The organism is Paenibacillus sp. FSL K6-1122 (genome assembly GCF_037977015.1).
GTDB lineage: Bacteria > Bacillota > Bacilli > Paenibacillales > Paenibacillaceae > Paenibacillus > Paenibacillus amylolyticus.
In genome coordinates this window covers 6,215,647-6,241,808 of record NZ_CP150272.1, presented here as the reverse complement: position 1 = coordinate 6,241,808, position 26,162 = coordinate 6,215,647, and the positions used below count along the sequence as shown (strand labels likewise).

Annotated in this window: 4 protein-coding genes; all 4 read left to right on the top strand. The window is 53.9% G+C overall.

Annotation, left to right across the window (positions count from 1 at the left end):
• Nucleotides 1–138 precede the first annotated feature (138 nt).
• Nucleotides 139–3,417 carry a non-ribosomal peptide synthetase gene (locus NSQ20_RS27865; RefSeq protein WP_340031247.1) on the top strand — a complete coding sequence of 1,093 codons (3,279 nt, stop codon included), beginning with the start codon at nt 139–141 and terminating at the stop codon, nt 3,415–3,417.
• Nucleotides 3,407–5,233: an ABC transporter ATP-binding protein gene (locus tag NSQ20_RS27860; protein ID WP_076320419.1), complete on the top strand. Its 1,827-nt coding sequence runs from the start codon at nt 3,407–3,409 to the stop codon at nt 5,231–5,233. Before NSQ20_RS27865 ends, NSQ20_RS27860 begins: the two co-directional genes overlap by 11 nt.
• The gene (locus tag NSQ20_RS27855) at nt 5,230–6,963 is read left to right on the top strand and encodes an ABC transporter ATP-binding protein (RefSeq protein ID WP_076320418.1); all 1,734 of its coding nucleotides are present in this window, start codon (nt 5,230–5,232) and stop codon (nt 6,961–6,963) included. Before NSQ20_RS27860 ends, NSQ20_RS27855 begins: the two co-directional genes overlap by 4 nt.
• A gap of 85 nt (nt 6,964–7,048) precedes the next feature.
• Entirely contained in the window at nt 7,049–25,942 is an 18,894-nt protein-coding gene (locus NSQ20_RS27850) for a non-ribosomal peptide synthase/polyketide synthase (RefSeq protein WP_340031246.1), read from the top strand.
• Nucleotides 25,943–26,162 lie beyond the last annotated feature (220 nt).

The following is a 26,162-nucleotide window of genomic DNA, read 5'->3' as shown; positions in this document are numbered from 1 at the left end:
TTCCGTCATCAAGCGACAGCGCGTGTATCCCAAGGAAAACGCGAACAACATGCAAGCCCGTAAACGCGCAGGCCGAAAGCAAGCTCTTTCGGACCTGCGTCGGGGTATGCGGTCACTTCATTTTTAGGGGAGGTACGAATGAAATCGTTATTTGAAAAGGAAGAACGGTACTGGAGCGGCAAGTTTGACGCAGATGATAGCCTGAGCTTCCTTCCCTACAGTCAATCCTCCAAATTATCTGTGGGTGGCGAAGCTGCGGCAGAGCCGGACTTGCTTCATCGTACTCTGCCGAGCGAACTCTCGGAGAGAATCATTGGCCTCGCCAGCGGTTCGGATTTGGCTCTGTACATGATTGTTTTGGCAGGAGTCAAAAGCCTGCTGTTCAAATATACCGGGCGGGACCAAGTGCTGGTCGGCATGCCTTCGTATAGCGCAGACCAGGGCGAGACGCCGCCGCATGACATCTTGGTGATCAAGACATCGGTAAGCAGCCAGACTACGCTGAAAACGCTGCTTGGGGGCATCAAAGGCTCCATCGGCGAGGCGCTGGAGCATCAGCACCTGCCTTTTCGAAAAATGGTGGAGCCGCTCCATTTGGACTATACGGGGCATGGTCTCCCGGTCGTCAACACCATCGCATCCTTCGCCCCGATTCATCCGGGACCGCTGAGTAACCGTGTGGCGGCTGATACCGTTTTTCGCTTCGACCGCCAAAACCACTCCATCGAGCTGGAAATAAGCTTTGACGGACAGCGGTACGAGCGGGCATTTATGGAGCAGGTGGCCGACCATCTTGTTCGTTTGCTGTCCATGCTTTTATTTCAGCCAGATCTGGAGCTTGGACAAGTCGATATGCTGTTCCCAGTCGAGAGGGAGATGCTGCTCAAGGGATTTAATGACACCGAAACCGAGTTCGAGCGGGGGAAAACGATTCATGGCTTGTTCGAAGAACAGGCGGAGCATCGCCCGGATAACGTGGCCATCGTCATGAACGAGCGGCAATTGACCTACCGCGAGCTGAACGAGCGATCCAACCGCCTTGCGCGGAAGCTGCGGGAAAAAGGAGTAGAAGCAGACCAGCTGGTAGCGATTCTGGTCGAACGCTCGCTTGATATGGTCGTCGGCATTCTGGCAATTCTTAAAGCGGGCGGAGCCTTCGTGCCTGTCGATCCCGACTACCCGGAGGAGCGCATCCGCTTCATGATCGAGGATTCAGGCGCACCGTTATTGCTGATTCAAAAACATCTGCACGAGAAGACCGACTTTGAAGGAACACGCCTTGAATTAGACAATTTTGTTTGGGGCGATAGCGGGGCGGAATCCACTGGTGTGCTGGATGCTTCGAATCTGGAGCCGGCCAGCGGTCCGAATGATCTGGCTTATGTCATCTATACATCAGGTACGACGGGCAAACCCAAAGGGGTCATGCTGGAGCATCGTGGTTTGGTCAGCTTGAAGCTGATGTTCGCGGACAGGCTGGGCATCACGGAGCATGACCGGATCGTTCAATTCGCCAGCCTGTCATTCGACGCGTCCTGCTGGGAAGTGTTCAAAGCGCTCTATTTTGGCGCGACTTTGTACATCCCGACGGCCGAGACGATTCTCGACAACCGCCTGTTCGAGAGTTATATGAACGAGCATGCGATTACGGCGGCGATTTTGCCTCCGACGTACAGCGCATATTTGAACCCGGACCACCTTCCCAGCTTAACGAAGCTTGTAACGGGAGGTTCGGCGGTATCGGCCGAATTTGTACAGCAGTGGAAGGAGAAGGTCCACTATTTCAATGCTTACGGGCCTACCGAAGCTTCGATTGTTACGACGCTTTGGGATGCAGATGAGCAGCAGCCGGAGCGCAGAGTTATTCCGATCGGGCGCCCGCTGTCCAATCACCGGATTTTCATTTTGGATGCCCACCTGCAGCTTGTGCCTCCAGGAGTGGACGGCGAGTTATGCGTGGCAGGCGTAGGGCTTGCGAGAGGTTACCTGAACCATCTGGAGCTAACGGCAGAGAAGTTTGTGGAACATCCGTTTGTGCCGGGAGAACGCCTTTACCGGACGGGAGATCTCGCCCGCTGGCTGCCGGACGGCAACATCGAATACCGGGGGCGGATCGATCATCAGGTGAAAATCCGCGGCTACCGGATCGAAATCGGCGAGATTGAAGAGCAGCTGCTGAAGATCGCCGCTATGCAAGAAACGGTGGTACTCGCCCGCGACGACGCAAACGGCCATAAGCAGCTTGTTGCTTATTACGTTGCGGAAACGAGGCTGGCGGCGCATGAACTCAAGGAGCAGCTCGCTAAGCAGCTTCCGGGATATATGATTCCTTCGTACCTCGTGCAGCTTTCGCGGATGCCGCTGACCCCGAACGGGAAAATCGACCGCAAAGCGCTACCCGCGCCAGAGGAAGCCGCCACTGGAAGAACGGAATATGTCGCGCCGAGAACGCTGCTCGAGATGAAGATTGTCCGTGTCTGGCAGGATACACTTGGCATTCCACAGGTTGGCGTAAAGGATAACTTTTTTGAGCTGGGAGGCAATTCCTTAAGTCTGATTAGGCTTGTTCAAGCCGTTTACGATGAAACGGGCATCGAGATACCGCTGAATCGCCAATTCCATCATGTAACCGTTGAAGCCATGGCTTTTGGAGAGGAGGATCTGGGTCTGGATAAAGGGGGAGACTCCTTCATTAAGCTAAATAAAACAGGGGATCTGAACGTGTTCTGCTTCCCTCCAGGCAGCGGCTTCGGCATCGGTTACCGAGAGCTTGCAAGCAGACTAGACGGCCGATTCGTGCTTTACGGCATTGATTTTATCGACGATATCATCGATTACGAGGCCATGCTGAACCGTTATGTGGATGAGATTGTTCGTATCCAGCCTGAAGGACCTTACGTGTTGCTCGGTTACTGCTTCGGAGGCAACCTGACGTTCGAGGTAGCCAAATCGATGGAAAGAAGAGGGTACTCCGTAACGGACATGCTCATGGTGGACTCGTGGATTAAGGACACACTCACACCTTATGAAACGTCTGAGAAAGAGCTTGAAGAGATGCTTGCGGATTTCGACGAAGAAGAGAAGGAATTAATGAGCAATCCGCTCGTGCGGGAGCGTGTTCATCGGAAGATCAAAGCCACATTGACGTACGAAGCGCAGCTTATTAATTCAGGAACGATAACTGCCCGGATTTACGAACTGATTGCGAAGGACAGTGAAGCGTTCCGCCTGGAGCACCAGTTGCCGTCTTGGCAGAGGGCAACGACGCAAGCTTACGCCGATTACCGGCTGGAGGGCGCACACGAGGAGTTACTGGAACTCACGCGCGTGGACGAAACGGCCGTTGTCATCCGTGACATCTTAGTGCAAATCAAGCAGCAGATCGAAGCGGAGGCAGGGGTCCTGCATGGGAGCTGACTGGCAGACGTCTGTTCAAGGACAAGGCACAGCGGCGCCTTCCAAGCGCCGAACCGCTTATGCCACCTGGAAAGCGTTCCGCTGGCTGATGTCCTATGTAAGCCGTCACAAAGGCTGGATGATCGTCGGTATCCTGTCCGCAATTGCCGCCGCTGTTATTGAGATATGGACGGGACGTTTGGTCGAGCAGCTGACCACACAGGCCGAGAATGGGGCGGGGCCAATCGTTCTGCCGATCGTGTACACGGTCTTTGTGGTCATCTTGATCGGTGTGCCGGCGAAGTTTTTCATGAGCTTTGGTGTGGAGCGAAGCAGTGCCTCTGCGGTGCAGGATATCCGCAACCATGTCATGCGTCATATCGGCAAACTCCCGGTCCCCTATTTGGAAAAGCAGCACTCCGGCGACGTGTTGTCGCGGATCAACAACGATCTGCAGCTCATCCAGCAATTTATGATTCGGGACCTCGCCCAGTGGTTTTATCATCCGCTATTATTTATCGGCTGTTTCGCTTATTTGATGTATCTCCAATGGGAGCTGATGCTGTACAGCCTGCTGTTATTTCCCGTAGCACTGCTGGTTTCCCAATGGATCGGCAAGCAGTTGGAACAGTTGACGGAGGAAGCCCAAGCGAACATGGGCCGAATGAACGTCAACCTCCAGGATACGCTTGGGGGGATGCCTATTGTAAAAAGCTACCTGCTATCCGGTATGTTATCTCGCTCCTACCAAGTGCTGCTACAATTGACGGCTCAAAAAAAGCTGGCCGTGAAAAAGCGGGAAGCCTGGGTCAACCCGCTGCTTTCTACGCTGATGATTAGCCCGATCATTTTCGCCGTCAGTTACGGAAGCTATTTGATCTACAACGGGCAGCTAGGCGCGGGAGAACTGATCGCCTTCCTGTACTTGCTTAATCTGTGTCTGGAGCCGCTGGAGCATATTCCCGAGCTCATCACGCGCACGTTCGAAATGACCGGTGCCCTGAGAAGGGTCTCCGAAATCGTCGAGCAGCCGACCGAAACGGAAAATGGCCGTTTGCTTCCAAAAGCGAGCGCCGCCCCCATCCAGTTTCAGAACGTAACCTTCGGGTATGAAGAGAGTTCCCCGATTCTGCGGAATGTTAGCTTCTCTGTGCCAGAAGGCAAGACGATTGCACTTGTCGGAGCGAGCGGCGGAGGGAAGAGTACGGTGTTTAAGCTGGTATGCGGCTTTTATCCACTTCCGGAGGATCAGGGCGAGATCCGCGTGTTCGGAAGCCTGATCCACGGTGCAGATCCGGAGCAGCTTCGGTCGCATTTTTCCGTGGTAACCCAAGATTCATATTTGTTTAGCGGTACGATCGCCGAAAATATCGGCTATGGGCGGCAAGAAGCGTCGATGGACGAGATTATCGAAGCCGCCAAAGCCGCTCAGGCTCATTCTTTCATTTTGCAGCTTGAGGACGGTTACCAGACGTATGTCGGAGAGCGCGGCGGGTTTTTGTCTGGTGGGCAACGCCAGCGCATTGCAATGGCTCGGGCGTTTCTGAAGGATGCTCCCGTTCTGCTGTTGGACGAGCCCACATCGGCACTTGATCCGGAGTCGGAAAGCGCGGTTCAGGAAGCGTTGGGCGTATTGATGAAGAAGAGAACGACCATGGTTATTGCCCACCGGCTCTCTACGGTACAAAACGCCGATGAAATTTGGGTTATGGAACAAGGAAGTATTGTCGAAAAGGGCACTCATGAACAATTGCTCGAGAGGAAGGGACTGTACGCCCAGTCGTATTACCAGGAGTTTACCGAGTCTGCCGAACGCAGGGAGGTGTCGTACACATGAAAAAGGGCGGAAGGCTATCACAAGTGAAAGAACTCGGCTACTTGCTGACGTTTATGAACCGCAAGCGCAAAACCCAGTACGCGATTGGCCTTGCTGTAACGGCGCTCACCCAGACATTGTTTCTGATCGCCTTCAGCTTGGTCGTACATAACTTGGTTGATTTCGCCGTGTCCCGAGATACGTCCCTGATGGTAGAAGCTTTTGTTATTTTGGGCGCGGCCCTGTTCCTGGAAAATATAATTTCTCCCTGGTTCATTTACTTATACCAGCGCAGTGTCGAGCTGACTGTGCTGAATATCCGCAAACGTCTTTATGACAAGCTGTGCCGGGTGCGGCCGAGATTCCTGGAGCAGAACCACCATGGGGACTTGCTGTCGCGAGTGAACAACGACGTAACGACCGTTGAGTTTACATTCTCGCAGGTTTACTTCGTTTTGCTGCTTCAAGTTGTCTTCTGCATCGGCTCCATTGTCTCTATGGCGGTGATCGATTGGCGGTTTGCTGGCGTATCCTTCGTCATTCTGCTGCTGTCTTCTCTGGTCAGCCTGAAATTTGCACGGGATATCCGCGCTTTGTCCGAACAAGGCTTGCGTACGCTCGGTAAAATGACCGAAAAGTTTAAAGATTTTATGGGTGGCATTCAAATTGTGAAGTTGTTCCGCATCCGCACGATTTACGGCCAGTACGAGGCGTTGAACGAGCAAATGACGCAAACGCTTCGGCAAACGGCGAAGAAGAACGGTATGCAGGCTGCGGTGAACCATTTTATCAGCTACGTCACGTTCTGCGGCATCATCGTCATCGGCAGTCTTCTTTATGCTTACGGATTGATGGGAATGGGAAGTGTCGCCGCTCTGGCAGTTTTGCAAGTGAATCTGACGCACGCCTTGTTGAACCTGGGGATGGTTCTGTCGATGACCCAAAATTCGCTCGCGGGCGCTCACCGGATTCAAGAGGTACTAAGTGAGGAAGAGGAACCGGAGCGTTTGGGATCTTCTCGTAGCGAGCTTTTATCGGAGGCTGCGGTGGAGTTTCGCGATGTGGAATTTTCCTATCAGGCAGATAAAAAGGTGCTTGTCGACATGTCCATGCAGGTGTTTCCTGGTCAGGTCGCTGCGATCGTGGGAGCCAGCGGCAGCGGCAAAAGTACGCTGATTAAGCTGTTGCTCGGTTTTTATCCTGTGGACAGCGGAGATATCCTGCTTCAGGGTAAACCTTTCGGCCATTACACGCTGGAAGAAATCCGCAGGCAGATTGCATACGTTCCGCAGGAACCGTTTTTGTTTACCGGCACGATTGAGGAAAATATCCGCTATGGCAACCCGGATGCAACGGATGAAGAAGTGGTTGAAGCGGCCAAAGCGGCGTACGCTCACCATTTTATTCAGGAACTTCCTGAACAGTATAAAACGCCAGTGGGAGAGAGGGGAGCGTCATTGTCAGGTGGACAAAGGCAGCGAATTGCGATCGCCCGGGCGATTCTCAAAAACGCCCCGATTCTACTGCTGGACGAAGCGACTTCTGCATTGGATAACGAATCCCAGCATTGGGTACAGCAAGCTCTGAACGTATTGATGAAGGGGCGCACCACCATTCTGATTGCTCACCGTCTCAGCACTGTGGAACATGCGGATTTGATTACGGTCATGAATCAAGGAACGGTCGTGGAACGGGGCCGCCATCAGGAACTGCTGGCGCTCGGAGGTTACTACGCGCGGCTGTACGGCTAGACCCGCTTTTCGGCGGGCGGCTTCCTGCTGATATTCAGGTATAAAGCCTATCTACAAACAATCTCTAATACGGGAGTGTGTCGATGTGAGAGAGAATACGAACAAGCAATATGGATTAACGCAAGCCCAGCGCCGGATATGGTTCATGGAAATTATGAATCCGGGCACATCCATCACGATGCTTTCCGCGACCTACCAGATTACGGGCGAGATCGACACCAAGCTGCTTGAGCAAGCGGCGGCAGAGATTGTCAAAACCTATGACGCTTTCCGAATCCGCATTAGCGGGGATATGCAAAATCCAACGCAGTGGTTCGAAGAGCTGGAGAATGTCCAAACCAGGATAAGCCACCTCGAAATAGGCACAACCGAACAATTCTATGCTTGGGTGAAAGAAGTAACCGAAAAACCGGCGAGTGTGTTCGACGAACACCTCTATCAATTTACGATGATCCATTTTGCGAACGGCCAAGTATGGCTTAATTTGACTATAAATCATATCATCGCCGATGGCTTGTCCGTCACTGCTTTGTTGCATGCGGTGATGGAAAAATACCTGGAACTGCGCAATGGCATCTTCAGCAGTTACCAGGCCCCATCCTATCTGGATTATATTTCAACTGAGCATGAATATGAGCAATCGCAGCGTTATCAAAAAGGCAAGGAATATTGGCTAACCAAGTACAAGACTTTGCCTGAAACGAGCGGCATTAAAGCGGTTCCGCCATTCTCGATTGGTAGCGAATCGAATAAACGTTCCATCACTTTGGATGGTTCCCGCTATGACCGCATTCTGGCTTTTAGCGAACAATATCAGGTTAGTTTATATACGTTATTTTTGTCCGCCATGTACGTCTTATTGTATAAGCTGACCGACAGCACCGATGTTCCAGTCGGCACGGTTTTTGCCAATCGCACGAGCAAGAAGGAAAAAGAAACGATCGGTATGTTCGTCAGCACCGTGGCTACGCGGATTAGTCTGAATCCAGTTGGGTCCGTGCTTTCCTTGATCCAAACGGTTTCCAAGGAAAATACGGCGGATCTGCGGCATCAGAAATATCCTTATAACCAATTGATTCAGGATTTACGCGAACAACACGGCCGCAACGATCTTTCGGAGTTGTTCCGCACGTCTCTGGAATATCTACCTTTGAAAATCGTGGAGTACGAAGAAATCAAGGTACGTCTGGAGGCTCACTTTGCTAGACACGAGATGGACGATCTACTGCTGCGCTTCGACCATATGCTGAATGAAGGCCATGTCATTCTCCATGCTTCCTATCGTACCGGCCTGTTCGAGACGACCGAGATTGATCGCATTATGGAACAGTATGTAACCGTTTTGGACCAGTTTCTTGAGACTCCCGAACTGCGGGTGAGCGAGATTTCTCTGTTGAGCGATGAGGAGAGACACCGTATTCTGGACGTGTTTAACCCGCCGGTGGCAGCACTGAGCGAGGGAATAGCGTTTCATCGGTATGTCGAAAAGTTTGCCCGAGACATTCCGGATCACCCGGCAGTTGTTTACATGGACAAAAAGCTGACTTACGGCGAATTGAACAAACGCGCTGAGCGGCTGGCTGCGCTGCTTCGTGAACAGGGCGTGGGAAGGGAGTCGATTACGGGGATCTGGGCGGAGCGTTCGGTGGAACTGCTGGTCGGTGTGCTCGCCGTATGGAAAGCCGGCGGAGCTTATGTACCGCTGGACCCCGATTATCCGGCGGAGCGGATTGAGTACATGCTCAGCGATAGCGAGGCATCGGTGCTGCTTACGCAGCGTCATCTGTTGGAGGGGGCCGGAGGTTGGCTGGCCGATGACCGGCTGAAGCTTCAAGTTGTCTATGCGATGGACGATGAACAGATGTATAACGGGGATACCTCAGCCGTGGAATTTGAATCTGCTGACAGTGCGCCACAAGACTTGGCTTATGTGATTTACACCTCCGGTACGACGGGACGCCCAAAAGGCGTCATGATCGAGCATGGTAGTCTCGTGAATACGGCGGATGCGTACCGCCGTGAGTACCGGTTGGATCAGTTCCCGGTGCGGTTGCTGCAACTGGCGAGCTTCTCGTTTGACGTGTTCGTTGGAGACATCGCGCGGACGCTGTATAACGGAGGAACGATGGTAATTGTGCCAAAGGATGACCGGATTGATCCGAACCGCTTATACGGCTGGATTCGGGACCAAAACATTACGGTATTTGAATCGACACCTGCGCTTATCCTGCCGTTCATGCAGCATATTTATGAAGAAGGGCTGGACATCAGCTCCATGCATTTGCTGATTACCAGCTCGGATGCTTGCAGTGTCACCGATTACCGATTGCTGCAGGAAAGATTCGGCGGACAATTCCGCATCATCAACAGCTACGGCGTTACCGAAGCGGCCATTGACAGCAGCTTTTACGATGAGCCGCTGGACAAGCTGCCATCGTTGGGTCATGTGCCGATCGGCAAAGCCTGGCTGAACGCCCGGTTTTACATTGTAGATGCCGGGTTAAAGCCGGTTCCTGTAGGGGTTCCGGGGGAGCTTGTCATCGGCGGCGCCGGGGTGGCGCGCGGGTATTGGAACCGTCCGGACCTAACCACCGAGAAGTTTGCAGACAGCCCGTTTATGTCTGGCGAACGTCTGTATCGAACAGGAGATTTGGCCCGCTGGCTGGAAGACGGCAACGTTGACTTCATCGGCCGGATTGACTATCAGGTGAAAATTCGCGGGTTCCGGATCGAACTCGGCGAAATTGAAACGGCCCTGCTCAGTTTCCCGGGGGTCAAGCAGGCTGTGGTGACTGACCGTACGGATGAGCAGGGGCAAAAGTATTTGTGCGGTTACGTGGCGGGGGATGTTTCCTTGCAACTGAGCGATCTGCTGTCCCAATTGAAACAAGAGCTGCCTGCGCATATGGTTCCGGCCCGGTTGGTGTCTCTTGATCAGCTTCCGCTCACACCGAACGGCAAGATTGACCGTAAAGCGCTACCTGAGCCGACCGGAGAGATAGAAGCCGGCCGTGAGTATGTGGCTCCTCGCACAACGCTGGAAACAAGACTTGCTCTTATTTGGCAGCAGGTGCTGGGTATTGCGCGAGTTGGAGTCCAAGACGATTTCTTTGACCTGGGTGGTCATTCCTTGCGGGCTTCCGCGCTTGTTTCCAAGATTCGAAAAGAGCTACAAGTCGAGGTTCCGCTGCGGGACGTTTTCCGCTACACCACGATCGAACAGCTTGCCCAAAGAATTAGCGGTTTAAAGCAGCAGGAAACCTATGAGATTACAAAGGCGGCAGAGACCGAGTACTATCCGGTTTCATCCGAGCAAAAGCGTCTGTACGTCCTGCGCCAGCTTGACGCGGCCGAGCGTAGCTACAATATGTCGGCGGCGCTTCTTCTCGAAGGCAAGCTGGACCGCACGCGCGTAGAGTACGCATTCCGGGCGTTGATTCAGCGCCATGAGACGCTGCGTACCGGGATCGAGCAGGTTCAAGGCGAGCTTGTGCAGCGCATCTATGACGAGGTGGAGTTTGCTGTAGACTATTTCCAGGCGAGCGAGCTAGAAGTGGACCATGTGGTGGAAACATACTATCACCCGTTTGATCTGACTAAGCCGCCACTTCTTCGCATCGGCCTGATCGAAGTCGCCGAGGATCGCCACATCCTGTTGTTTGATATGCATCACATCGTCTCGGATGGCATCTCGACAGCATTGCTTTTCGACGAGTTCAGCCGCCTGTATCGGGGTGAGGAGCTGGCTCCGTTGCGTATTCAATACAAAGATTATGCCGTTTGGCAGCATTCCGAAGCCTACGGGCAGTTGATCCAGCCGCAGAAGGAGTACTGGCTGGAACAGCTGTCGGGCGAGCTGCCTGTGTTGGAACTGCCGACGGACTTCCCGCGGCCTGCGGTGCAAAGTTTTGACGGCCGGACCGTGAAGTTTGAGATTGGGAAAGAACGGACGGAAAAGCTGAAAGAACTGGCCGCACGGACGGGCACGACCCTGTACATGGTGCTGTTGTCTGCTTACTCGATCCTTATGCATAAATATTCGGGTCAGGAAGATCTGATCGTGGGAACCCCGATTGCCGGAAGAACGCAGGAAGAAGTGCAGCCAATCGTAGGTATGTTTATCAACACGCTTGCCATTCGCAGCCATCCGGAGCGTTCCAAGCCGTACCTTAAGTACCTGGAAGAAATGAAGGAAATCACACTCGGGGCTTTTGAACACCAAAATTATTTGTTCGAAGATTTGGTGGAAAGTCTTCATATTCCGCGCGCGACCGGCCGGAATCCGCTCTTTGATACGTTCTTCTCTCTGCAAAATACGGAGAATGAGCAAATTGTCATCGAGGGGCTGGAGCAATCGTTTTATCCGTTGGAAAACCGAACGTCCAAGTTCGAGCTGCTTCTGGATATTTCGGAGCTGGATGGTCAGCTCGAATGCCGGTTGGAGTACGCTACGGCTTTGTATAAACAGGAGACCGCGGAGCGGTTCGCCAGACATTATGACAAGCTACTCGAAACTATCGCAACAGCGCCGGAAGGGGATATTGCTTCGCTGGAAATGCTAACCGAGCAGGAAATCCGTGAACTGGTGCGCGGTTTTAATGATTCGGAGGCAGACTACCCACGGCAGCAGACGATTCATGGCTTGTTCGAAGAGCAGGCGAAGCTTTACCCGGATAACGTGGCCGTCGTCATGAATGAGCGGCAGCTGAGCTACCACGAACTGAACGAGCGATCCAATCGCCTTGCGCGTAAGCTGCGGGAGACAGGAGTCGAAGCGGATCAGTTGGTAGCGATTCTGGCCGAACGTTCACTTGATATGGTCGTCGGCATTCTGGCGATTCTCAAAGCGGGCGGAGCCTACGTGCCTGTCGATCCCGACTACCCGGAGGAACGCATCCGCTTCATGATTGAGGATTCGGGCGCACCGTTATTGCTGATTCAAAAGCATTTGCATGAGAAGACCGATTTCGCAGGAACGCGCCTTGAATTGGACGATTTCGTTTGGGGCCACAAAGGGGCGGACTCCGCTGATGCACTGGACGCTTCGAATCTGGAACCAATTTCTGGCCCGGGTAACTTGGCTTATGTCATCTACACATCGGGAACGACCGGCAAACCCAAAGGCACGTTGATTGAGCATAAAAACGTCGTGCGCCTTTTGTTCAACGACAAGAACCTGTTCGACTTTGGGCCGTCCGACACGTGGACGTTATTCCACTCGTTCTGCTTCGATTTCTCCGTCTGGGAGATGTACGGAGCACTTCTGAATGGAGGAAAGCTGGTTATCGTACCGCCACTTACGGCGAAAAATCCAGCCGAGTTCTTGGCACTGCTGAGCCGCGAACGGGTCACGATTTTGAACCAGACGCCAACATATTTCTACCAACTGCTGCGTGAGGTTTTAGCGGACCATCCGTACAATCTGCGGATTCGCAACGTCATCTTTGGCGGCGAAGCACTCAGCCCGCTGTTGCTCAAGGGTTTCAAGACGAAGTACCCGGAGACAAAGCTGATCAATATGTACGGTATTACCGAAACGACGGTTCACGTGACGTATAAGGAAATTACATGGATCGAGATGGAGGCGGCAAAGAGTAATATCGGCAAGCCGATCCCGACGCTGAGCGTGTATGTTCTGGATGAAAACCGTCGTCCTGTTCCGATCGGCGTAGCAGGCGAAATGTACGTGGCCGGTGAAGGCCTGGCAAGAGGATACCTGAATCGACCGGATTTGACGGCGGAAAAGTTCGTTGATTCCCCGTTTGCGGAGGGGGGAAAACTGTACCGTTCGGGTGACTTGGCGGCCTGGCTACCGGACGGCAACATTGAATACCTTGGCCGGATCGACCATCAGGTCAAAATCCGCGGGTACCGGATTGAGCTGGACGAAATCGAGACGCAACTTCTGAACGTGGAGGGCGTGGAAGAAGCGGTGGTGCTCGCCCGTCAGGACAACGAGGGAGAGAAGGCACTTGTTGCCTACTTTGTTGCAGACCGGACGCTGACAGTCAGCGAAATGAGAACCTCGCTGGCACAGGGAATGCCGGGATACATGATCCCGTCGTATTTCGTGCAGCTGGAGCGCATGCCGCTGACGTCGAACGGCAAAGTGGACCGCAAAGCGCTGCCGGAGCCGCAAGGTAGCCTGCAAACGGGCGTCGAATACGTAGCTCCTCGTAACCTTACGGAGTCCCAGCTTGTGAAGATCTGGGAGGAAGTGCTGGGTTACTCCGGCATTGGAGTCCTGGACAATTTCTTTGAGCTCGGAGGGCATTCCTTGCGGGCGACAAACCTTGTCAGCAAGATTCGGAAGGAAATGAACGTTGAACTTCCGCTGCGCGATGTGTTCCGCTATATGACGGTAGAATCGATGGCCGGGGCTATTGCCAGGTTGGAAGAATCAGAGCACAGCTCCATTCCAAAAGCGGAAGAGAAAGCATATTATCCAGTTTCCTCTGCGCAAAAAAGGCTGTATGTCCTGCACCAGCTAGATAGCTCGGAGCTGAATTACAACATTCCAAGCGCCTTGCAATTGAAAGGGACTTTGAACGAGGCCAAAGTGGAAAAGGCGCTGACTACTTTGGTGGCCCGGCACGATATGCTGCGCACCGGTTTTGAAATCGTGAATGGAGAGCCGGTTCAGCGTATTCATCCGCTCGTAGATTTCAAGGTCGAGAAGCTTCAAGCAAGCAAAGATCAGGTCGCGGCCATTCTGGAAGGTTTCATTCAGCCTTTTGACTTGACCCAGCCGCCTTTGCTGCGCGCCCTGCTGATCATACTTGAGAAAGAGAAATTCCTGCTGGCGCTGGATATGCATCATATTGGTTCGGACGGTCTTTCCATGGATGTGCTGCTACGCGAATTTGTGGGGCTTTACAATGGGGAAGAATTGCCGGAGCTACGGATTCAATACAAGGATTACGCCGTTTGGCAGCAATCCGACGAGCAATGTCAGCGTATCAAACGGCAGGAGGAATACTGGCGCGGGGTATTCAGCTCCGAGCTTCCGGTTCTTGAGCTGCCTCTTGACTACTCCCGCCCAGCCGTCCGGCAGTTTGACGGTCAAACGCTCACGTTTGCGCTGGATGCGGAGAAAAGCGAAGCTCTAAAACGGCTTGCCGGAGATTCGGGGGCGACGCTGTACATGCTTCTGCTGGCTGCATACTCCGTATTGCTTCATAAATACGCGGGACAGGAAGATATCGTAGTCGGCACTCCGATTGCCGCTCGTTCTCACGCCGACCTGCAACCGATTATCGGCATGTTTGTAAATACGCTGGCCCTTCGCTTGGGTCCGACGGCAGAGCAGACGTTCCTGGATTACTTGCAGGATGTGAAGGAAACGACGCTTGGAGCCTACGAGCACCAGGACTATCCGTTCGAGGAGCTGGTAGAAGCTCTTCAGGTGAGCCGGAATTTAAGCCGGAATCCGCTGTTTGACACCATGTTTTCTTTGCAAAAGCACGAAAGCCTGGATTTAGCCCTGGAAGGCTTGCAATGGTCGCTGTTTGACATCGAGGAAAAGAGAGCAAAGTTTGATCTTAGCCTGGATATCGTGGAAGAGGGTAACGAGCTAGTTTGCAAGATCGAGTACGCTACCTCGTTGTTTAGACAGGAAACGATGGTACGGCTGGCGGGTCATTACGAGCAGCTTTTGGCATCGATCCTAGCTCAGCCGGGTGCGAGGATCTCGGATTTGAACATCTTGAAGGACAGCGAAAAGCATGATTTGCTGGTCGGGTTTGCCGTGTCGTCTTCGGCTCTGGCGAAGCAATCCGCCTCAGAGGGTCCAAGCTTGGAAGCGGATGAGTCGTGGAGAGAGAGAACAATCCACGAGCTGTTCGAGGAGCAAGCAGAGCGAACGCCGGAGCAGGTGGCCGTTGTCTATGAGGACAGCCGCCTGACTTACCGGGAGTTGAACGAGCGGGCGAACCGGCTGGCGCGATCCTTGCGTGCCTCTGGCGCGCAGGCCGATCAGCCGATCGCGATCATGGCCGAGCGCTCGCTGGAGATGATTGTCGGCATCTATGCAATCTTGAAGGCCGGGGGCGCCTACGTGCCGATCGACCCGCAATTCCCGCAGGAGCGTATCCGCTACATGCTCGAAGATTCGTGCGCTAGGCTGCTGCTGATTCAAAGCCATTTGCGGGAAAGCGCGTCATTTGCTGGGACCGAGCCACTTGGTGATCTATCGCTCGTCGATCTGAACGATCCATCCGCGTATGACGAAGACGGCTCGAATCTGGAGCTGGCCAGCGGACCTGAGCATCTGGCCTACGTCATTTACACATCGGGCTCGACAGGCAAGCCCAAAGGCGTCATGGTGGAGCACCGTCCGGTGATCAATCGGCTGCTGTGGATGCAGAATGCATACCCGATCGACTCCAGGGATACGATTCTGCAAAAGACGGCGATCACCTTCGACGTTTCCGTGTGGGAGCTGTTTTGGTGGGCTTGGACGGGGGCCAAAGTTTGCTTGCTGCCGCCGGGCGGAGAGAAGAATCCCGAGACGATTCTGGATACGATCGAACGGCAAGCCGTCACCACGATGCACTTCGTGCCGTCGATGCTGCACGCCTTCCTCGAATATGTCGAGCGTCAGCCGAGCGAAGATCTGGGTAACAAGCTGTCTTCGCTGAAACGGGTGTTTGCAAGCGGGGAAGCGCTGGCGACGTCGCATGTGAGCCGGTTCTGGCAGTGGATTTCGTCATCCGTGAATCAAGCGCAGCTGATCAACCTTTATGGGCCTACGGAAGCGACGGTTGATGTCTCGTACTACGATTGCGGACCGGAAGAGGCGTATGTATCGGTGCCGATCGGCAAGCCGATCTCGAACATCCGGCTGCATATTGTCAAGGAAGGGACGACAGCGCTGCAGCCGATCGGCGTGCCGGGCGAGTTGTGCATCGCGGGCGAAGGTCTGGCTAGAGGCTACTTGAACCGTCCCGAGCTGACCGCGGAGAAATTCGTAGAGTGTCCGTTCGCGCCGGGCGGGCGGATGTACCGGACGGGCGATCTGGCCAGATGGCTGCCGGACGGCAACATCGAGTATATGGGCCGGATCGACCATCAGGTGAAAATCCGCGGGTACCGGATCGAACTCGGCGAGGTGGAGGCGCAGGTCCTGAAAGCGGCGTCCGTACAAGAGGGGGTTGTCATCGCCAGAGAGGACGAAGCCGGTCAGAAGCAGCTCTGCGCGTACTTCGTGGCGGACAAGCCGCTTGCGGCGAGCGAGCTGCGAAGCGCGCTGGCGGAGGATCTGCCTGCGTACATGATTCCGTCCTACTTCGTGCAGCTGGAGCGGATGCCCCTCACACACAGCGGGAAGCTCGACCGCAAGGCGCTGCCAGCACCGGAAAGCAGTATGCTCGTTGGAACGGAATACGTGGCGCCCCGGACGGCGGCGGAGCAGACGTTGGTTGCGGTGTGGCAAAAAGTGCTGGGAACGGGTCGTCCGATCGGCGTGATGGACAATTTCTTCGAGCTCGGCGGGGATTCAATTAAATCGATCCAGGTGTCGTCCAGGCTATATCAGGCCGGATACAAGCTGGAAATTAAGCATTTGTTCAAATATCCGACCGTAGCGGAATTAAGCCCGTATCTCCAGTCGGTCTTAAGACGCGCCGATCAGGGGGCAGCTACGGGAGAGACGGGGCTGACGCCGATTCAGCGCTGGTTCTTCGAGCAGTCGTTCGCCGAGCTGCACCACTTTAACCAGGCGGTGATGCTGTACCGGGAGGAAGGCTATGACGAAGCGGCGCTTCGTCAGGCCGTGCGGAAGCTGGCCGAGCATCACGATGCGCTGCGCCTCGTCTTCAGCCGGACCGAGAGCGGGTATGCGGCATGGAACCGGGCCATCGAGGAAAGTGACGGCGAGCTCTACAGCCTAGAAGTGATCGATTTCCGCGGAATGACGGACTGCGCGCAGGCGATCGAAGCCAAGGCGAACGAGCTTCAGCGCAGCATTGACCTGCAGGTAGGGCCTTTGCTGAAGCTCGGCTTGTTCCGCTGTGCGGATGGAGATCATCTGCTGATCGCGATCCACCACTTGGTCGTAGACGGCGTATCCTGGCGGATTCTGCTTGAGGATTTTGCTGCCGGCTATGAGCAGGCGCTACAAGGGCAGCTGATCCGTCTGCCGCTCAAAACGGATTCATTCCAAACGTGGGCGAAACAGCTCGCTGATTATGCGAACGGTCCGGCGATGGAAAGTGAGAGAGCGTATTGGCAGCATATCGAGCAATTGACCTATGAGCCGCTTCCGAAAGATTTTGAACAAGGCAGATCCAAGCTGAAGGACAGCGGGATCGTGACTGTCCGCTGGACGGCGGAGGAAACCGAACAGCTGCTGAAGCAGGCACACCGTGCTTACCATACAGAAATGAACGATTTGCTGCTTGCTGCGCTGGGCCTCTCAGTACAAGCTTGGAGCGGTCAAGAACGCGTGCTGGTGAATCTTGAAGGCCACGGCCGGGAAGAACTTTTGCCAGATGTGGACATTACACGCACGGTAGGCTGGTTCACAAGCCAATTCCCTGTTGTTCTGGAGCCGGGTCACGCTCAGGCACTCGGTCATCAGGTGAAACAGGTGAAAGAAAACTTGCGCCGCATTCCGAACAAAGGAATCGGCTACGGCATTCAGCGTTATTTGTCGGCGCCGCGTGACGGAGAGCGCTTCGTTTTGGAGCCGGAGATCAGTTTTAACTATCTGGGTCAGTTTGACCAGGATTACGAAAGCAGCGGCTCGCAGCCGTCTCCGTTCAGTTCGGGCTCCGATTCAAGCCCGAATGCTGTGATGAATTATGTCCTCGATATCAACGGTATGGTGTCGGAAGGCATGTTGGAACTCACGATCCGTTATGGGGAAACCCAGTATCAACGGGAGACGGTTGAACACTTGGGCACCCTGCTTCAATCGAGTTTGCGTGAAGTCATCAGCCATTGCGTATCGAAAGAGCGGCCGGAACTTACGCCTAGTGACGTACTGCTTCCAGATGTGACGGTGGAGGAACTGGAGCGACTGTCCGAACATACGGCGGCACTCGGCGAACTGGAGAATGTATACACCCTGACCCCGCTGCAAAAAGGGATGTTGTTCCACAGCTTGCTGGATGCCGATTCGGAAGCCTACTTCGAACAGGTGACCTTCGATCTGTATGGAAGCCTGAATGTGGAAGCCTTCACCCGCGGATTGGATACGCTGGTACAGCGAAATGAGGCGCTGCGGACGAACTTTATTACCGGCTGGAGAGACGAGCCGATTCAAGTGGTATTCCGCGAGCGGAAATGTGAAGTATACTTCGAAGATATTCGCTTAGTAAGCGATGAAGACCCGGAGAAGACGATAGCCGATTTTGTCAGCGCGGATAAAGCGAACAAGTTCGATTTGGCTCAAGGCTCTCTGATGCGCGTTACAGTTTTGCGTACGGGCGACGAGTCCTACCAAGTGATCTGGAGTCACCATCACATTTTGTTGGACGGCTGGTGCATGTCCTTAATGATCAAGGAAGTGTTCGACACCTACTTCGCGTTCCAGGAGCAGCGGACGCTGGAGCTTCCTCCGGTTACCTCGTACTCCCGATATATCGAATGGCTGGAAGCTCAAGATGTAGCGAAAGCTTCGGGTTACTGGTCGGAGTATTTGGCGGGTTACGATCAGCAGACCAAGCTGCCGCAGGAGAGAACGCAGCTGAAACAGCATACTTTTGAAATGGCTGAAATCGATGTGGAACTCAGCAAGGAACTGACTGGGCAAATCGAGCGGGTGGCGCGCCAGCATCAGGTGACGCTTAATACATTCATGCAGACCGTATGGGGACTGGTTCTGCAGGTATACAACAACAGCGATGATGTTGTATTTGGCTCCGTCGTATCCGGGCGTCCAGCGGAGATTCCGGGTATCGAAAGCATGATCGGTCTGTTTATTAATACGATCCCCGTCCGTATTCAAGGCAAAGCCGAGGAGACGGTAGCCGATATTTTGAGAAAAACCCAGGATCAAGCGCTGACATCGGGAGCTTACGAAACGTTCCCGCTCTTCGAAATTCAGTCGCTGAGCGAGCAAAAGCGCGACTTGATCAACCATATTATGGTCTTTGAAAATTATCCGATGGAAGAACAGATTGAGCAGGTTGTCGGCGGAGGACAAGAAGCGCTGAAAATCGCTAATATCCAATCGCCGGAACAAACGAACTACGATCTGGACATTACCGTCATTCCGGAAGAGCATATTTTGCTGCGGTTTACGTACAATGCACTGACATTCAGAGAGCAAGACATCAGGCAGATCCACGGTCATTTTGCCCGTGCATTGGAGCAGGTTGCGGCTAATCCGAATGTTCGTGTACATGAGTTAGAGCTTTTGACGGCGGCGGAAAAAGAAGAAATTATCGGCGTGTTTAATCCGGTGCAGCCGGAAGTGGCTCCTGTGGCAGCGTTCCATCGACTGTTCGAGGAACAGGCGGAACGCACGCCGGAAGCGGAGGCCATCGTATACGAGAAGGATCGGCTGACGTATGCGGAGCTGAACGAGCGGGCGAACCGCCTGTCGACCACGCTACGTGCAAGCGGAATAGGCCGGGAGACCATCGTTGGCATTCTCGCCGAGCGTTCGGTCGATTTGCTGGTGGCCGTGATGGCCGTCTGGAAAGCGGGCGGGGCGTATGTACCGCTTGACCCGGATTATCCGGCGGACCGCGTGCGGTTCATGCTGGAAGACAGCGGAGCGAAGGTACTGCTGACACAAACGCTGCTGCGAGAGCGTGCCGAATCCTGGCTCGGCGAAGAGGAACTAGCACTGGAGAAGGTGATGTATCTCGATGACGAAACGTCATACAGCGAAGACCGAGCGAATGCACCAATGGACTTCGGCCAAGGCTCCAGCATGGTTTCAGGTCTGATCTCCAGCGAGCTGACGGGTGCTGTGAACGACCGTAATGAGAGCCATCCAAATGATGTTGATGTTGTCGGTATGGGCAGCTTCCATGAAGCCCGTCCTGAGGACTTGGCGTATGTCATCTACACGTCGGGAACGACGGGCAAGCCAAAAGGCGTGATGATCGAGCACCGCAGTCTAGTGAACACGGCAGCGGGTTACCGACGGGAATACCGGATGGATCAGTTTCCGGTAAGGCTGTTGCAGCTCGCCAGCTTCTCGTTCGACGTATTCGTGGGCGATATCGCGCGGACGTTGTACAACGGCGGCACGATGGTCATTGTACCGAAGGACGATCGGATTGATCCGTCTCGTCTGCACTACTGGTTAGAGCGGGAGCAAGTGACGATCTTTGAATCAACACCAGCACTGATCGTGCCGTTCATGGAATACGTGCATGAGCAGGGGCTAGAGTTAAGCAGTATGGAGCTGTTGATTACAAGCTCAGACAGTTGCAGTGTGGCGGAATACCGAACCTTACAGGAACGGTTTGGCTCGTTGTTCCGCATCATCAACGCCTACGGTGTGACGGAAGCGGCAATTGACTCCAGTTTCTATGACGAGCAGTTGGCGAAACTGCCGCAGACAGGCCATGTGCCGATTGGCAAAGCGTGGTTGAATGCGAAGTTTTACATCGTGGATGCACATCTGAACCCGGTGCCAGTCGGCGTGCTGGGCGAATTGGTTATCGGCGGAGTCAGTGTGGCGCGCGGGTACTTGAACCGTCCAGAGCTGACGGAAGAGAAGTTTGTAGACAGTCCTTTCACCGCGGGTGAGCGACTGTATCGCACAGGAGACTTGGCGCGGTGGATGGAGGACGGCAACGTGGACTTCATCGGCCGGATCGATAACCAGGCAAAAATCCGGGGTTACCGGATCGAGACGGGCGAAGTCGAAGCAAAGCTGCTGAGTGTAGATAGCGTGAAGGAAGCGGTCGTTGTTGTCAGGGAAGATCAAGAAGGGCAGAAAGCGTTGTGCGCTTATTATACAGTGGAAGAAGGCTTGACGGCGGCAGATTTGAAACGGGCGATCTCCAGCGAGCTACCGGGATACATGATTCCATCGTATTTCGTCGAACTGGAGCAATTGCCTCTAACGCCAAATGGGAAAATTGACCGGAAGGCGCTGCCAGCGCCGGAAGGGGGAGCAGGCGGAGGCCGCGAATACGTGGCGCCGCGCACCGAAATGGAGGCGAAGCTGGCCGCCATTTGGCAGGAGGTACTAGTTCGGGATAAGGCGGTAGGCGTAACGGACAACTTCTTCGACCTCGGAGGACACTCCCTGCGGGCGACAACACTTGTCAGCAAAATGCATAAGGAGCTGGGCGCCCAATTCCCGCTTCGCGACGTATTCCGCTACTCGACAGTTGAGGAAATGGCTGTGGCTATGGAGCATTTGGAGATCGGCTCGTTTATGGCTATTCCGGCTGCGGAACCTAGCGAGTATTATCCGCTCTCTTCTGCGCAGAAACGTCTCTATATCTTGAACCAGCTGGAAGGAGGCGAGCTGAGCTACAATATACCGGGAGCTATGCTGCTCGAAGGGCAACTCAACCGGCAGCGGTTTGAAGAAGCGTTCCGCGGGCTTGTAGCTCGTCATGAAACGCTGCGTACCAGCTTTGAGATGGTTGAAGGCGAAGCGGTTCAGCGGATTTACGAAGAAGTCACCTTCCAGGTGGAATATGTGCAGATCAGCGGGGAGCAGGCGGAAGAAACGGTGCGCCAATTTGTTCGTGCGTTTGATCTAGCGAAGCCGCCACTTCTGCGGGTGGGCATTGCCGAACTCGCGCCGGACCGGCACATCCTGATGTTCGATACACATCATATCGTATCGGACGGCGTTTCAATGGACGTACTGATCGAAGAGTTTGTGCACTTGTACAGCGGGGAGCCGCTCAAGCCACTCCGCATTCAGTACAAAGATTATGCAGTATGGCAGCAATCGGACGAGCAGAAAACGCAGCTTGCCAAGCAGGAAGCCTACTGGATTGACATGTTCCGCGGAGAACTGCCAGTTCTGGAAATGCCGACGGACTATCCGCGCCCTGCTATGCAGAGCTATGAGGGCCGCACGCTGCAATTGTTTATGAATATTGAGAAAAGCGAAGGTCTGAAACGGCTTGCAGCTGAAAACGGCGCAACGCTTTACATGGTTCTGCTTGCGGCGTATAACGTGCTTCTGCATAAATATTCAGGTCAGGAAGACGTGGTGGTTGGTACGCCGATTGCGGGCAGAAATCACAGTGACGTTCAACCGCTGATCGGGATGTTCGTTAATACATTGGCCATCCGCAGTTACCCGGCTGCCGGTAAAACGTTCCTTGACTACTTGAAGGAAATCAAGGAGACAACGCTTGGTGCTTTTGAACATCAGAATTATCCGTTTGAGGAACTGGTGGATAAGGTAAACGTGGCTCGTGATCTACGCCGTCATCCACTGTTTGATACGATGTTTGCTTTGCAGAATACAGAAAATGTGGAAATTCAGCTTCCGGGACTGCATCTGTCGACGTATGCCAGCGAAGAAATTGTTTCCAAATTCGATCTCAGCTTGGACGTCACCGAGATTGAGGACGGCTTGGAATATCTGTTTGAATACGCCACAGCTCTATACAAAACCGAAACGGTGGAGAAATTGGCTGTTCACTACTTGCAGCTGCTTGAATCCATTCTCTGCAACCCGTCGGCGACTATTGCCGAGCTGAACTTGTTAACGGCAGAGGAAAAAGAGCAGATTGTCGGCGCGTTTAACCCTGCGCAACCGGAACAGGCTCCTATGGCAGCGTTCCATCGACTGTTCGAGGAACAGGCGGAACACACGCCCGAAGCTGAAGCTGTCGTTTACGAAAACGATCGGCTGACGTATGTGGAGCTGAACGAGCGGGCGAACCGTCTGTCGGCCACGCTGCGCGCAAGCGGCATCGGTCGGGAGGAGATTGTTGGCATTCTCGCCGAGCGTTCGGTCGATTTGCTGGTGGCCGTGATGGCCGTCTGGAAAGCGGGAGGGGCGTATGTGCCGCTTGACCCGGATTATCCGGCAGACCGTGTGCGGTTTATGCTCGAAGACAGCGGAGCGAAGGTGCTGCTGACGCAAACGCCGCTGCGAGAGCGTGCCGAAGCCTGGCTCGGTGAAGAGGAACTGGCACTGGCGACGGTGCTGTATCTTGACGACGAAACGTCATACAGCGAGGAACGAAGCAATGTGCCAATGGACTTTGGCCAAGGCTCCAACAGTGCTCCCGATCGAGTCAACGGCAAGCTAACGGGGGCTGTGAACGGTGATGGCGAGAGTCATCCAAATGATGTTGATGTTGTCGGTATGGACAGCTTCCATGAAGCCCGTCCGGAGGATCTGGCGTACGTCATCTACACGTCGGGAACGACGGGCAAGCCAAAAGGCGTGATGATCGAGCATCGCAGCCTAGTGAACACGGCAGCGGGCTACCGACGGGAATACCGGTTGGATCAGTTCCCGGTGCGACTGCTGCAACTCGCAAGCTTCTCATTTGATGTTTTCGTGGGCGATATCGCACGCACGTTGTATAACGGAGGCACCATGGTCATTGTACCGAAGGACGACCGGATTGATCCGTCTCGTCTGCACCACTGGATAGAGCAGGAGCAAGTGACGATCTTTGAATCAACACCAGCACTGATCGTGCCGTTTATGGAATACGTGCATGAGCAGGGGCTAAAGTTAAGCGGTATGGAGCTGTTGATCACAAGCTCGGACAGCTGCAGTGTAGCGGATTACCGTACCTTGCAGGAGCGGTTTGGCTCGTCGTTCCGCATCATTAACGCCTATGGTGTGACGGAAGCGGCAATCGACTCCAGTTTCTATGACGAAGAATTGGCGAAACTGCCGCAGACAGGCCATGTGCCGATTGGCAAAGCGTGGTTGAATGCGAAGTTTTACATCGTGGATGCACATCTGAATCCCGTACCCGTCGGTGTGCTGGGCGAGCTGGTCATCGGCGGCGTTGGCGTAGCACGTGGGTACTTGAACCGTCCAGAGCTGACGGAAGAGAAGTTTGTAGACAGCCCTTTCACCGCGGGTGAGCGGTTATATCGCACGGGAGATTTGGCGAGGTGGATGGAGGACGGAAACGTGGATTTCATCGGCCGGATCGACAATCAAGCCAAAATCCGGGGCTACCGGATCGAAACGGGTGAGATAGAGTCGCAGCTGCTGCGGGTGGTAGGTATACGCGAAGCGGTGGTGCTGGTTCGAAGTGATGGGAACGGTCAAAAGGCGCTGTGCGCCTACTACACAACGGATATCGAACTGACGGCGGCCGACCTGAAACGAGCGATCTCCAGCGAGCTGCCAGGTTACATGATCCCGTCGTACTTTGTGGAGCTGGAGCATTTACCTCTGACACCAAACGGGAAAATCGACCGGAAAGCGCTGCCGGCGCCGGAAGAGGGAGCAAGTGCAGGGCGCGAATACGTGGCGCCGCGCACCGATCTGGAGACGAAACTGGTCTCCATCTGGCAGGACGTGCTTGGGTCAGTTACGATTGGTGTGACGGACAACTTCTTCGACCTCGGCGGTCACTCGCTGCGTGCGACGACGCTGGTCAGCAAGGTGCACAAGGAGCTGCACGTGGACCTGCCACTGCGCGATGTATTCCGGTACTCGACTATTGAAGCGATGGCTGAAGTGATTAGCCGATTGGAGCAGCAGGAGTTTCTTTCCATTCCGGTTCTGGATAAAAGGGAGTATTATCCGCTTTCCTCTGTGCAAAAGCGGCTGTATATCCAGCAGCAGATGGAAGGGGCCGAGCTTAGTTACAACATGTCCGGCATGACGGTTCTGGTCGGGCGCTTGGAGCGGAATCAATTCGAGGCGGCGCTCAAAGGATTAATCGCTCGTCACGAAGTTTTGCGAACCGGCTTCGAAATGGTCGACGGCGAACCGGTACAACGGATTTATTCGGACTTGGAGTTTGCCGTCGAGTATACAAAGGCGACGGAAAGTGAAACGAAAAGCATTGCGGATGCCTTTGTACGTGTCTTTGATTTGGAGCAGCCGCCGCTGCTGCGTGTGGGCTTAGTTGAATGGGAAGCGGAACGTCATCTGCTTATGCTGGACATTCATCATATCGTCACGGATGGCATGTCGATGGGTATCTTCATCGAAGAGCTGCTACGCCTGTATAACGGTGAGACGCTGGAACCGCTTCGGATTCAATACAAGGAATTTGCCACTTGGCAGCAGTCAGAACCTGTAAAAGAACGGCTGAAACGCCAGGAAGCCTACTGGCTGGACATGCTGGAAGGTGAACTGCCAACGCTTGAGCTACCTACGGACTTTGTCAGACCTGCCGCTCGCAGCTTTGAGGGAGATGTGCTGCCTTTCAGTATCGACAAGCAGATGACTGACAACTTGCAGCGCATTGCCGATGAGAACGGTGCTACCCTATATATGGTGTTATCGGCGGCCTATTCAATCCTGCTCAGCAAGTACTCGGGACAAGAAGACTTCATTGTAGGCACACCGGTTTCAGGCCGCACACATGCCGACCTGGAGCCGCTCATCGGAATGTTTGTCAACACGTTGGCGATTCGTCATTATCCATCCGGGGAGAAGACGTTCCTTGTTTACTTGAACGAAGTCAAAGAAACGATGCTGGGGGCCTACGACCACCAGGATTATCCGTTTGAAGAGCTTGTGAAAAAGCTGCAGGTGCCGCGAGATCAAAGCCGCAATCCTGTATTTGATGTCATGTTTGCGCTGGAAACGAAGGAAGATAACGTTCAAAACTTCGGGGATATCCAGATCGAATCTTATCCGGAAACGCATGCGGTTTCCCAATTTGACCTTACCTTGGTCATTTCGTTGCTGGATGAGGGAATGAACGGGCAGTTTGAATATGCAACGAAGTTGTTTACGCGCAATCTGATCGACAATTTCGCTCAGGACCTGCTCGTGATCATCACCCAAATTGGCGAACAGCCTTCGGTGCTGCTCAAGGATATTTCCCTGAACGGGCAATCCGAACAGGAGCAAGATGAGCTAGAGGCTATTGATATTATTTTCTAATCCTTTACACGGCTTGGGTGAAAATGGATCATTTAAGCACGTTATATGCGACATTCGGTATATTGAGGAAGTGGTAATGAAAATTTGTGGTGGTTTCACGACTTTTTTATCACCTGACAAAAGTATTTAAGTTATGTAACAAAGGGTCCTGATGACAGTTGTCATCAGGACCCTTTGTTTATGAACGTATAATTAATGTTAGCATCATCCATAGTCATTT

Coding starts and splice junctions, on each gene's coding strand:
- NSQ20_RS27865 (WP_340031247.1), top strand. CDS start 139: ATGAAATCGTTATTTGAAAAGGAAGAACGGTACTGGAGCGGCAAGTTT.
- NSQ20_RS27860 (WP_076320419.1), top strand. CDS start 3,407: ATGGGAGCTGACTGGCAGACGTCTGTTCAAGGACAAGGCACAGCGGCG.
- NSQ20_RS27855 (WP_076320418.1), top strand. CDS start 5,230: ATGAAAAAGGGCGGAAGGCTATCACAAGTGAAAGAACTCGGCTACTTG.